Below are 13,526 nucleotides of genomic sequence, written 5' to 3' on the forward strand. Positions count from 1 at the left end.
TTCAACCCTATTGTTTTCTCGAACATTTTTGTTCGCATGCGGACGAAACATATGAATTATTTCATCCGGTAAGATGGTCTTTTTTAAAATTTTCGATATTTCCCATCCAGGTATTTATTGGCCTCCTTTTCTGAGAATCTCGCTTTTTTACTATCCCAATGCAAGGTCTGGTTTGGAAAACGACCAGCAATCACTCCTAGCAAAATGGTCTCTGTCAATCGGGCTGCATAAGAGAATGGTGCACTACATTCATCTTTACCAAGACAGGCATCCACAAACTGATGGTAATGTTTTTTACTTTCAGCATCATAGTCCTTTACAGGCTTACCTAAGTTAAATGACTCAATGTCCATTTCCACATAGTTACCATCAACTATTTTTCTTGGCAACTGCTGGAAGTGTGGAAGCAACAATCTGCCTTCCTCACCAATAAACATTGCGCCTTGATCGGGTAATTGATCTCCATTTGGCAACACCAAATCTTCATGATCTGCAGGAGCTCCAGGTCCATCGTACCAAACCCATTTCAATTTCTCTGTAGTTTGTGGTGTACCCGGGAATTCATAGGTTACCACGTTATTCTCTGGAAAACCAAATCCTGTGGGTTGACGGCATTCGTTGATGATCGTTTCCGGTACATCCAACTGTAAGGCATTATAAGGGGTGTCAAAAATATGGACTCCCATATCTCCAAGCGTACCACAACCATAATCCATTACTTTTCTCCAGTTACCTGGGTGATAATATCCTTCTTTATAGGGTCTTTCCGGAGCTGTACCCTGCCATAAGTTCCAATCTAAAGTAGATGGAACCGGATCTGATCCCGCTGGCTCTGGCCCATCAAATCCCCAGTTTTTGGGAGACCAGGCTCTTACGGTATGAACTTTCCCTATGATTCCTGATTGAATCAAAAGTGTCGCTAATTTATAGTCATAAAATGAATGAACCTGAATCCCCATTTGAGTTACCAGATTCTTCTTTTCAGCCATTTTCTTCATTTCTCTAGCCTCTGAAACATGATGGGTCAAAGGCTTTTGACAATACACAGGCTTATCCATTTTCATCGCCATCAAGGACGCAGGAGCATGTGTATGGTCTGGAGTAGAAACAACTACCGCATCAATTTCATCTTCAAGCTCTTTCAATAGAACACGATAGTCTGCATAGGTTTTCGCATTAGGATGAAGGGCCTTTGCTTTGGCCAATGCCTCACTATCTACATCACAAAGCGCAACCACATCTACCAAATCATGGGATGAGATCGCATCTAAATCTGCCATTCCCATTCCACCTAGACCAATGTGTGCAGTTCTTAACCTACCTTCTGCATTCAGTTTCCCTAAAAAAGATGGTGCCAAAGCGGCTCCAAGCATACCGATGCTACTCTTCTTTACAAAGTCACGTCGGTCCATGATTGCTAATTTCTTACTCATTTTTGTGCTTTATTACTTGATTAATTTAATTCCTTGATTCGAATATTCTTAAAATGAACTACATCGCCATGTCCTAGAAAACCAATATGCCCAGAGGATCTTTGAAGCCCTGGGTGATCTTTGCCATCCAAGGTCCCATTTTTACTTGCCTCTAAATAATCTCCCTCCAATATCACTTCTCCATTCAAAATAATTTTGATTTTCGGATGCTTGACAATTACTTCTTCCTGATTCCATTCACCCACTGGTTTTAGATAGCCACGTTTGGCAGGGATCACCCCATAAACAGAACCATGGTATTGGTATTCATGAAGTTCCGCATATTTTTCGGCAGTATTGTCCAAAATCTGAAGCTCTTTTCCCATATAAGCAGCATCTCCTGTCAAAGGCGCATGAATCCCCAAACCATTATTAGCTCCTGGAGTAAGCTGAAATTCAAACCTCAAGACAAAATCCCCATATTCCTTTTCGGTATAAAGATTTCCTCCTCCACTCCCCTTGGGATCAATGACAATCATTCCATCCACGGCTTTGTAAGACTCTTTGTTCCCCACCCATCCCTCAAGATTGGTCCCGTTAAATAAAGAAATAAAATCTGAATCCTCAGATTTGACTTGTGCTTCAACCGAAACGGATAGAAGAAGTAAAAAAGATAGTAAGACAAGAGAATATTTTCTCATAGGTTTAAAAGGGTCTATTTAATTGCTACTCTATTTGAAAAGACAATTTAAAGGAACAATGGGATATTTCCTTAAAAACTTATTTAAAAATTTTCAATACTTCCAAGGGTGTTATTTTATTTTTTTGAAAAAGATAGAATTTATTCAAAATCAAGTGGGAGGCAAAAGCTTTTTTTTAGGGCTGGTTTTTAATAATTGACAGCTCTTGTCCAATATTCCAAGCACACTTTCCATCGTTAGGATAAGGTGGTATTTTAGATGTATGGAAAATCGATTCAAACTTGGGGATCACTTCAAGGGCAGAGGTGCTCAAATCAAAACCAGGAATAGGTTTTTAAGTAGAGAATATGTTACGGAGCACGTAGAAGGGTTAGACGAAGAATTACACGTAAACCCGCATACCAAAATTTACTATGAGCAATCAAAATCCATTGTAAACAAAATTTCTAGCCCAGATCTGGGAATGAGCTACTCTTTAAACCCTTACCAAGGTTGTGAACATGGATGTTCCTATTGTTATGCCAGGAACACCCACGAAAATTATGGGCTGGATGCAGGGATCGATTTCGAAAGTAAAATCATGGTAAAGAACAATGCAGCGAAACTTTTAGAAGAGCTATTCCTGAAGAAAAGCTGGAGGGCTACCCCCATATCCCTATCCGGAAATACGGATTGTTATCAACCCATCGAACGAAAGCTGTCGATCACCAGAGCACTGCTTTCCGTATTTTTGAAATACCGCCACCCTGTGGGAATCATTACTAAAAACAGTCTCATCCTCCGCGACCTTGATATCCTTCAGGAACTTGCCCGGCACCGTCTGGTTCATGTATACATATCGATCACCACGCTGGATGAGCAACTCCGAAGAGCCATGGAACCGAGAACTGCAAGTGCTTCAAAACGGATTCAGACCATCGCGCAACTTAGTGATTCAGGAATCCCTGTTGGAGTCATGAATGCTCCTATCATTCCAGGTCTGAATGACCATGAGATCCCCTCTATCTTAAAAGCCGCATCTGACGCAGGAGCTCTTGCTGCAGGAAAGACGTTGATCAGATTAAATGGAAATGTAGCTCCCATATTTAAAAACTGGATTGCTACTCACTATCCCAACCGAGCCTCCAAAGTTTGGAATCAAATCCAATCCATCCATGGAGGCCAGGTAAATGATAGTCGCTTTGGTAAACGAATGACTGGCGAGGGAAAAATCGCTGAAATCATCAACCAACTCTTCCTCACTGCCAAAAACAAACAGTTTCAACACAAAAGCTTTCCTGATTACGATCTTTCTCTTTTCAGGAGAGGGGGCAATCTTAACCTATTCTAAAAGCGATCCCTATAAATTACTCATCTTTCAATACATTGGCAGGGTTGGTTTGGGCAGCAGTAAAGGAATGAAGCCCCACTATGATCAAACAAATAACCAATACACCCAAGCCAGAAATCATATATATGAAATAAGGCATCTCTACTCGGTATTGAAATCCATTGAGCCAATCATTTAAAAAGTAATATGCAGGATAAACGGCTAACGCAAAGGAAACCATCACCAAGAGCACATATTCCTTGGAGATCAATCCTAAAATCTGAAGGATACTTGCCCCTAACACTTTTCTAATACTGATTTCTTTGGTTCGCTGTGCAATGGTGAAAGAAGAAAGTCCAAATAAACCCAAACACGAGATTAATATTGCCAGACCACAGGCTAAGCCCAATACATTCCGGATTTTCAAGTCTTCCTGATAAAATCTACCAATCTCTTCATCTAAAAATTTAAAGGTCTGATTTTCTGACCCTATGACTTCTTGATACACTTTTTCCAGTCCCAATTTAGCCTCCGCCAAATTGATATGATCCTGAAGCTTGACATTGATCGCCCTAAACGTTTCAGGTTGATAAATCATCAGAATAGGCCTAATCTCTTCCCTTAACGTTCTTGAATGAAAATTTTTCACCACCCCAACAATGGTTCTCTCTTCTCCAGAAAACTTCATCTTTTGTCCTACAAGCTCTAAGGGGTTTTCAACAAGCACCTGATTCATAAACACCTCATTCACCAACACCTCACCCTCTCTATTTTGACTCGTTCGACCTGCCAATAACTCCAACCCGTTTACTTCCACAAAAGCAGAATCCATATTTTTTATCTGTACAAAGAAATCCAGCTCGGCTGTATCTAATTGATACTGGGCATCGGAAGTCCATAAACTGGTAGAAGAAACCAAGTCTCCACTAAGGCTTGTCCCTTCTACATAACTCAATTGATTCAATCTTTCCCTCAGCAATTCGAATTTATCCTGCCCTCCTCTATAAGGTAAAGAAGAATATAAGATGGCCTGACTATTAAACCCTAGGGGCTGACTGGATACGTATTTAAGCTGAAAAGAAATCACTGAAACAAGAATTATAAATGCGATCGAACTAGCAAATTGTAACACAGTCAGGTTCTTTCTCAGAAAGACTCCCAAAGAGAATTTATGGGATTGTTTCACCTCCCCTTTTAGAGCTCGTTGAGGTTGATAGCTGACCAAAACCAAGGATGGATATATTCCGGAAACCAAGGTCAAAACCAAGGTAAACCCTATGATAAATAGCATGTTTTCAACAGATAAAAAGTCAACTGAAATCCCATTGGGAAGATAGGATTCATATGAACGCAATAAAATCTGAACCAGTAAAAAGGAAATAATGGTAGCTGTCAGTACAATCAGATAGGTTTCAGCCAGGAATTGAACGATCAACTGGAATTTATTCCCCCCTAAAGTTTTGCGAATCCCCACTTCTTTCGCTCTGCCAATTGCCTGGGCGGTTTCAAGATTCACAAAATTCAAACAAGCCAATATTAAAATGATCGCTCCAATCACCAACAATCCATTTAGGAAGGTTTTTGAAACAGAATTACCATCGTAGGTCTGTCCAAAATGGACCTCTTTCAAAGGCTCCGCAAAAAAACTGGTCTCAGCATCTTCTTGATCGCCTAGATTTTTGGCTACAATCGCCTCTAACCCTTCATTGACACTACTTTCAGTAACTCCATCCAACGTTTTAATATAAAGCTGGCTGCTTGAATTCACATTATCCCATTGCTCCAAAGCATATCGGTTTTTGTTGGAGGACATGGATATCGTAGAAAAGGAAATAAAATCTGTGAATATAAAGTCAGTGTGCTCTGTAAAGTCCTTAACCACACCTGTTACCTTGGTGTACATGGTGTCTGTTTCGGTGTAGAGAATCTCTTTCCCTAATACCTCATTAAAAGACATATCTGGAAAATATTTTTCTGCAGAAGAGGCGGTCAAAACCACTGAGTAAGGCTCTTCCAAGGCATTTTTAGCATCCCCAGCCAACCATTCTCTCTTAAAAATCTCCAAATAACCAGGACTTGCCAGAATCACTTGATTTGTTCTTCCAAAATCTTTCTCTGGTGACTGTACCACTACGTTGGTCTGGTAAGTAGTATAGAACCTCGCCTTTTGATCAATGCCTGAAATTTCATCTTCAATCACCTCTCCTAATGGCATAGGAGTCCCCGAATTGGGATAGACTTCTCCTCCACCAAAGTCTGTGACAGTAGAAATCCTATAAATATTTTCTGCTTTGGGATGAAAATTATCAAAGCTATTGGCATACCAAACCACATTGAACACCAGAAAACAAATTGAAACTCCTATGGATAGGCCAAGGACATGAATTGCCATCCTCAACCTATTTCTAAGGATATTTCTAAAGGCGATTTTGAAGTAGTTCTTCAACATATTTCATTTTTTTTAAAAATCTGACTGACCTAAACCTGGGTTCTAAATGCATGGAAATCTTTATTCATCCTTTAGTACTTCTGAAGGATTGGCTTGGGTGGCGTTGTAAGCATGCAGCCCAACAATCAGTAAGCAAATACTCAAGATGAATAAACCAGATAAAGCAAAAAGCTCATATGGCATTCCAATCTTGAAGGCATAGGTATTCAAAAATTCACTTGAAAAGAACCAGGCTATTCCTGAGGCCATCACAAATGAAATTCCAATCAACCATACATATTCCTTACTGATCAATACTAACACTTGCGCGATGGTCGCACCTAAAACCTTGCGGATCCCAATTTCTTTGGTGCGTTGGGCGATTGTAAAAGAAGATAACCCAAATAGGCCTAAGCATGAAATCAAAATAGCAAGTCCGGATGCAAAGCCCATGACATTTCTAAGCATTTGATCATCTTTATAAAACTCTGCAACCGTCTCATCAAGAAAATTAAATTCAGACGATTCCAATGGGTAGACCCCTTTAAAAAGTTCGTCCATTTCGGATTTTGCCACACTGATATCCGTTCCTTTCTCTAACTTGACATTGATAATCGGTGAATATTCAGGCATATAAAACATGACCAAGGGGCTTATTTTAGATCTCAGATTCAACGCATGAAAATCTTTGACCACTCCCTTGATTACTCTGTTTTGACCATTGTAATTAAACATCAAACCCAACACTTCTTCCGGGTTTTCAAGTCCTAATTCCCTCACCAAGGCCTCATTTACCAACACATGATCTACCTGGTTATTCATGTTTTCTCCTGCCACCAACTCCAGTGTATTTACCGCCACAAATGATGAATCAATATTCTTGGTCTGTATATCGATTTCCATTTTGGTGGTGTCCACCACTAGGTTGATACCAGAGATATTATAACTATTGGAGGAGACCAAGGCATCACTTTGCGAAACTCCAGCTATATAGGATTTTTGAAGTAACCGCTCCTTTAAAACATCAATCCGGCTAGATGACTCCATAAATGGGGTAGCAATGAATAGTACGGCTTCTTTGTCAAAGCCCATTTCCTGTCTACTCAAAAATCTTAATTGGCTATTCACCACCAGCACCATAATGACAAAAGCAATGGAACAGGTAAATTGCACCACCGTTAAATTTTTTCGGAGAAATACCCCAAAAGAAAATTTTCCAGTGACTCCTTGCCGCTCCCCTTTTAAGGCTCTTTGAGGATCATAATTTCCAAGAACTAAGGCTGGATATAGCCCCGCTACCAAGGTCAACAACAGGGAAAACCCGATCAAGAAAACTAAATTGCTAAGGGAAAAGAAATTCAGCTCAAAATTTTCAGGCAAGTATGACGTTGAAACTGACCTTAACATTTCAGTGAAAACTCCTGAAATACAAGTGGCAATCAAAACAATCACTAGCGTCTCTGCCAAAAATTGATTCGTTAGCTGTCCTTTACTCCCACCTAAAGTTTTCCGGATTCCTACCTCCTTGGATCTGTTGATGGCCTGAGCGGTTTCTAGGTTGATGAAATTCAGGCAGGCTAAAACCAAAATAATCAATCCCAAAATAACCAGTCCATTGAGTATCAATTTGTTTGCAGGCTCGTTTCCTAATGCATCAGAAAAATGAAGTTCGGATAAAGGCTGAGCAAAATGTTGTCTATACTCTTCATCCTCATCTCCTAAATACTTTTTAATCATCTCCGGAAATGCTGCTTCCAGGTGCTCTGGACTTACCCCCTCTGCCAACTTGACAAACAATTGAGAATCTGAAGTAAAGGCATCCCAACGTTCCATATTGAATCTGGAATTGTCTGGAAGGACATTTAAACTGGTGATCGAGATAAAATCCGTAAAATCAAGATCTGAGTTTTCGGTGTAGGGCTTCACGATGCCTGTAACTGTAGCTGAAATTGTATCCTGGTTGAAATAAACTATTTCTTTCCCTAATATTTCCTCCGCAGGCAAATTTGGAAAATAGACCTTGGCAGTTTCTTCCGAAAGCACCACCGAATTTGGCTTTTCCAATGCCTGTTCCATTTTACCAACTACCCATTCTCTGGGAAATATCCTGAAGAAGGAATTGGAAACCAATAAAGCTCCATTTCTTCTACCTAAGTTTTCGTTGGTTTCCGGAATTCTGACCATGGTCCTTTTAAATAAATGGGCATGGGCTTTTTCCTCAATTCCTGTTATATCCTGATCAATGACTTCAGCCAAAGGAAATGGAACTCCCGGATTACTATACTCCATATTTCCATAGGATGACTTTGTTGTAATTCTAACTATTCGATCTCCATCTGGATGGAAGTTATCAAAGCTGTAGGAATGGACCACCACATTGAAAATTAGGAAACAAATAGAAATCCCGATTGATAAACCCAGAATATGAATTATGGTCCTCAGCTTATTTCTGAGAATATTTCTCCATGCTATTTTGAAATAATTTTTAATCATACTTTTTCTATTTGATTTGCCTCTGCGACTAAACTATTTATTAAAGGAAAACTATTCATCTTTCAAGGTTTTCACTGGATTCATTTGTGCTGCAAAATAGGCCTGAGCAGAAACGATCAGTAAGGTAAATCCAATTCCACCTATCGCAAGCAGTGTGAAGTTTACCCAAGAAGGCCAGGCCTTCACTGCAAATTGTTCGATCCAACTTTGCATCACATATAAACTTAATGGGAGCGCGATCAAGATTCCCGCTAGGGTGATGATCAAGAATTCTTTGTTAAACATCCACGAAATACTCCAAATAGATGCACCCAATACTTTTCTGATTCCAATCTCTTTGGTTCTTCCGGAGATACTCAATGCAGCCAATGCAAATAAGCCCATCGCAGCAATTAAAATGGCAATCCCTGCAGCAAAAAAGACCATTTTACCTAGCCGCTCATCTGCCCTGTATTGTGCTTCCACGGTCTCATCGAGGAAGCTAAAGCTAAATGCCTCCGAAGGAAATACCTTTTCCCATTCGCTTTCCAGCAAGGCTCTAAAAGACTCAAAATCTGTCCCTGTGCCCTTGACAATCACTTTAGGATTAGTTGCGGAGTTGATACTCAAGGAATTAATCCCACTGAAAACCGCATCTGGACTTTTAGCGAATAAGACCGGTTCAATATCCTGATATAAGGAAGCATGGTTAAAATCTTTTACCACGCCCACTATTTCATGGCTATCGAATCGTGTGCTAGGCAACATCTCAGCAGTTGGATCATCCCAGCCCAAGGCTTCTGCAAACTTTTCATTGATGACAAATGCACTGCTATCTGCTCCTAAATCAGGATTAAAGTCCCGTCCATCTACCAATTCCAGACCAAGGGTTTTGATATAATCCCCTCCTACAAAGTTCACCCGAAACTGAAATTGTTTTCCTTCTTCCAAAGGAAATCCAGCCTCCCAAAATGCATCGTCTCCGTAGGTGGCGATGGTGATTCCCGCTGTTTGAATCTCAGACCTGGCATTCAAGGATTGTCTATATAATTCCGCTTGTTTAAAACTCTCATTAATGGTTTTAATGAAACTTGGAGAAGGGATTTCCGGCACATCTACCAGCACCACCATATTTTGATCAAATCCCAAATCGAAATTGCGAATGGTATTCATCTGGTGTACCATGATGAGTGTAGAGGCGATTAAAAGAAAAGAGATGAAAAACTGTATGGCTACTAAGCCTTTTCTTAATCCTTGCTTTCCAAAATGAAGCGAAAGGGTTCCTTTTAAGACTTTGATGGGTTTTAATCCCGATAGGAAAAATGCAGGATAAGCTCCTGCCAAAAGTGTAATCGACACTACTAATCCAACTAGGATCAAAATTTGGTTCAACCCATAAACCAGCACTAGATTCTTCTCAAAAAGCTCATTAAAAGTAGGCAAAAGGACTTCTGCTAGAATGACTCCAATAATTAATGCTGCCATCGTAGTCAGGAAAGCCTCTGTCAAGAACTGAATGACCAATTGACCAAAATCAGCCCCCATGGTCTTTCTTACCCCAACTTCTTTGGCCCGGGTCATGGCCCTACCAACGGCCATGGTGGTGAAGTTAATACTGGCAATCAATAGAATTAAAACCGCTATCGTCGAAAGAATCCAAAGTAATTTAGGGCGGGTAGTTTCAACCATTCCCCCATTTGGATCGTCTGAAAAATGCATTTCTGAAATAGGTTCCAACGTAAAGAAGTATTCTCCTTCTTCGTAATCCTCTCCTAGTACTTTCTTCATCATTGCTTCCATTCCCGCTTCCACATCCTGTTCTTGCTTGGCACTGGAAAGGGTCACATAAGTTTCCCCAAACACATTATACCAAGAGTTTCTACTTCGCTCCTCCACCATGAAATCAAGATTCTCGTCATTTAGGAGCATGTCAAATTTGATACTTGAGTTTTCCGGGATATCCTCTAGGATTCCAGCAACTTGATATTCCTCATATGACTCTCCCAATCGGATTCGGATACTTTTACCAATCGGGTTCGCCTCTCCAAAATATCTACCGGCAGTCTCTTCTGTGATGACGATTCCATATTTATCGCCCAACACATTAGAAGGATCGCCTTGCAGTAAATTGAAATCAAAAATTTTCAGGAATTCAGGACTTACCATCAAAAACTCCTGACTTTGGGTATTGGTCTCATCCAAAAAGGCCTGCGCAACCCCACTGATCATCCGTGTCACATTTTGTATTTGAGGGAATTCTTCTTGTAATGCGGGAGCTGAAACAATGGGGGTGGAAAAGGAACTTCTCAACTCCCCTTCAAACATTTCAAATCTTTTTAACCTAAATGTATTTTCAGAGTTGGAGTGAAATGTATCGAAATTCATTTCGAACTGAACAAAAAAGAAAATCAAAATACTCACTCCCAAACCGAGAGAAAGACCAATTAAATTGATCCCTGTATGCAACTTGTTTTTAGACAAATTACGAATGGCGATTTTGAAATAGTTCTTGATCATGGATATATGGATTTAGATTGGCTTAGTTTTATATCTGTAGGGTTTGCTATTCATTTTTGATGGATTCTACCGGATTGGCATGGGCCGTTCTAAAGGATTGGAAAGAAACAGTCGTATAGGCCAATAGGATGGAAATACTTGCTGAACCGACAAAGAACCAAACGGAAAGTGGAACTTTGAACGCAAATTGAGCGAGCCATTCTTTCATCAGAAGGTACCCTGAAGGAAGGGCAACCAATAGGGAAATTCCTACCAAAATCAAGAATTCAGAGGTCAACTTATTGACAATACTCAGTGAAGAAGCCCCTAGCACGCGTCGTATTCCTATTTCTTTCTTGCGAGATTCTGCAGTGAAAATGGATAGGCCAAATAGACCCAAACAGGAAATAAGTAAGGTGAGAAAAGCAAAAGAACCTAGCAATGTACTGGTTTTGGATTGTTGCTCATATTGCTGGGCAATGTCCTCATCCAAAAACTTATAATCGAAAGGCAATCCATTATTTATTTCTTTCCAGGTAGCTTGCATCTCAGTCAACAACTCAGGACTGATCCCCTCCTCCGACTTGATCAAGGTATAAGAAGTACCATCAAAAGCCGCATTTTTGGCTGGGAGGTAAATGGTTGGAGTAATAGAAAAACGCATGTCTCGAGTATGGTAATCTTGAACTACCCCTATAACAGTTCCCTTGAAGTTTGAAAACAACTCGCCATTTTCTTCGGTAAATACTCTCAATTCAGATTGTAATGCAGTATTCGCATCTTTTCCCATCCATTCCAACGCAGCTTCATTGACAATCATGGCCACTTGGTCCAACTGAGGGAAACGGTCTCTCATTAAACTGTGAATCCCCCTATCTGCTCCATCTTCTATGAATTCCCTGCCCGATACCATGGGGATACCTAAACTTTCAAAATATCCTGCATCTACATATTGTACATTGATATTTTTAGTATCACCTTCCTTGATACCCGGATAATCTGCTGTGGGGTTCCAACCGGTGTCTATCCCTGGCCTGTCACTGGTAAACTTCACGGAACTTACACCTGGGATTTTTGCCAATTCTTGTTTTAGAACATCTCCTTTCTCTTTTGCGAGTTCTCCCATTTTAACTGAAATCAATCCATTGGAATCAAAGCCCATGGAGGCATCTGATAGGTATTGATGTTGAAAATAGGCTACAGAAGCACAGAAAACCAACAACGTTGATAGCACAAACTGGAAGACTACCAATCCTTTTCGAAGCAGGGATTTGCTTCTACTCAAAGGAGATTGCTTTAAGATCATTTCTGGCTTTAATCCAGAAAGGTAAAATGCAGGAAAAATTCCCGCCAAGAGTGAGGAAAGTACCCAAACGCTTATTATCAATACTTGTAGTTGGGTATCATTTACCAAGTCTATTGGAATTCTTAAGTCCAAACTGGTTTCAACCAGGGGAACTACCAAATAGACAATCATTAGTCCAATGACAATGGACAGCGCGTTGATTAAAAATGACTCCGCTAAAAATTGGGCAATCAATTGACCTCTTTGAGCTCCATTGACTTTTCTAATCCCTATTTCTTTCATCCTCTTTATTGCCCTGGCTGTTGCCAGGTTAATAAAGTTGATACAGGCCAACACCAATACAAAAATCCCTATTGAAAGAAAAATCCAAAGGGTCTTTGCAGCAATTGGAGGAGTCCATTCTCCTTGAAAACCTGCATTGGTATGGATATCTGTAATCGGTTGTAAAAAATGCACATAGGATTTTGCCTCTTCTGGATTCCTATAATTCCCATTGATTTCTGGAATGGCTTCGCTGACCTTATAGGGATCTTGCTGTTCATTGACTTTTACATAGGTATAGGTCTGAGGCCACCAGAAACTACCAAAATCTGAGGTGATTGGAAATTCATTGAACGCCTTGAAAGTGTTCATGCCAGAAATAAAATCAAATGCCATATGTGTGTTCTCCGGCAACTCCTTCAACACTCCTTTCACTTGAAAAGCAAAGTCTCCTGTAGAAATTAAAACCTGATCAATCGGGTCCTGATTTCCAAAATATTTCTGGGCGGCTTTTTCTGTGATCACTACTTGATAGGTGTTTTCCAAAACACCATCCCAACTCCCTTTTATCAACTCAAAACCAAAAATTTCATCAAATCCCTCATCCGAAAAAATAAAGCGATCCTCTCTAAATCGCTCTTCAGGATTTATTCCTTCAGGAGCATATAAATAAGTACTGATCTGGGTTAAGCTAACCACTTCATCCAGCTGCCCCTCAAATTCCTTTCGAAGCATTGGTGCTACAGCACCTCCTGCCCAAGCCCAGGAATTCTTTGATTGAACCTCTTGAACTACTCTAAAAATCCGGTCAGAATCTGGATGAAACCTATCATACGTTTTTTCCTGTTTGACATAGGATAAAAGGATCAGACAGCAAGCCAAACCTAAGGACAATCCCAATACATTGATGAGTGAAAATGATTTCTGACGAACCAAATTCCTCCAAGCTATTTTAAGGTAATTTTTTATCATGCAGCAGATCTGTTTCAATAGAATACTGAATTCCCGGGCTATTCTATTTTACAATGCTGCCATCAATTCCACATTTATGCCATCAAAAAACCTCCAAAACGGAGTGTTTTGGAGGTTTATATGGCTTTTGATTCAAATTTTTCGGACAAATTTGTTCGCCTACGGACTA

The 13,526-nt window shown here is 40.1% G+C and carries 7 protein-coding genes; 1 reads left to right on the plus strand and 6 read right to left on the minus strand.

Features of this window, described 5'->3' with window-relative positions; translation table 11 throughout:
- Positions 1-83 precede the first annotated feature (83 nt).
- The gene (locus tag BUR11_RS10695; protein WP_074224800.1) at positions 84-1,433 is read right to left on the minus strand and encodes a Gfo/Idh/MocA family protein; all 1,350 of its coding nucleotides are present in this window, start codon (positions 1,431-1,433) and stop codon (positions 84-86) included.
- A 20-nt stretch (positions 1,434-1,453) separates the two neighbouring features.
- A complete protein-coding gene (locus tag BUR11_RS10700; RefSeq protein ID WP_074224801.1) occupies positions 1,454-2,113 on the minus strand; it encodes a 3-keto-disaccharide hydrolase in 660 nt (219 codons plus the stop codon).
- 262 nt (positions 2,114-2,375) lie between these two features.
- On the opposite strand from BUR11_RS10700, the gene BUR11_RS10705 reads away from it, so the two are divergent.
- Positions 2,376-3,443, plus strand: a complete 1,068-nt coding sequence (locus BUR11_RS10705; RefSeq protein ID WP_074224802.1) for a PA0069 family radical SAM protein — start codon at positions 2,376-2,378, stop codon at positions 3,441-3,443.
- Positions 3,444-3,459: 16 nt separating this feature from the next.
- Here BUR11_RS10705 and BUR11_RS10710 read toward each other — a convergent pair whose 3' ends face one another.
- From BUR11_RS10710 to BUR11_RS10725, 4 genes are read right to left on the minus strand one after another with little or no spacing between them, the layout of a single operon-like run.
- Entirely contained in the window at positions 3,460-5,871 is a 2,412-nt protein-coding gene (locus BUR11_RS10710) for an ABC transporter permease (protein WP_074224803.1), read from the minus strand.
- Between the two features lie 60 nt (positions 5,872-5,931).
- Positions 5,932-8,343: an ABC transporter permease gene (locus BUR11_RS10715; RefSeq protein WP_074224804.1), complete on the minus strand. Its 2,412-nt coding sequence runs from the start codon at positions 8,341-8,343 to the stop codon at positions 5,932-5,934.
- Positions 8,344-8,394: 51 nt separating this feature from the next.
- The gene (locus BUR11_RS10720; protein ID WP_084560928.1) at positions 8,395-10,839 is read right to left on the minus strand and encodes an ABC transporter permease; all 2,445 of its coding nucleotides are present in this window, start codon (positions 10,837-10,839) and stop codon (positions 8,395-8,397) included.
- Between the two features lie 46 nt (positions 10,840-10,885).
- The gene (locus BUR11_RS10725; RefSeq protein WP_074224806.1) at positions 10,886-13,357 is read right to left on the minus strand and encodes an ABC transporter permease; all 2,472 of its coding nucleotides are present in this window, start codon (positions 13,355-13,357) and stop codon (positions 10,886-10,888) included.
- Positions 13,358-13,526: the final 169 nt, after the last annotated feature.

The sequence above is a fragment of the Algoriphagus halophilus genome (genome assembly GCF_900129785.1).
Taxonomy (GTDB): Bacteria; Bacteroidota; Bacteroidia; order Cytophagales; family Cyclobacteriaceae; genus Algoriphagus; species Algoriphagus halophilus.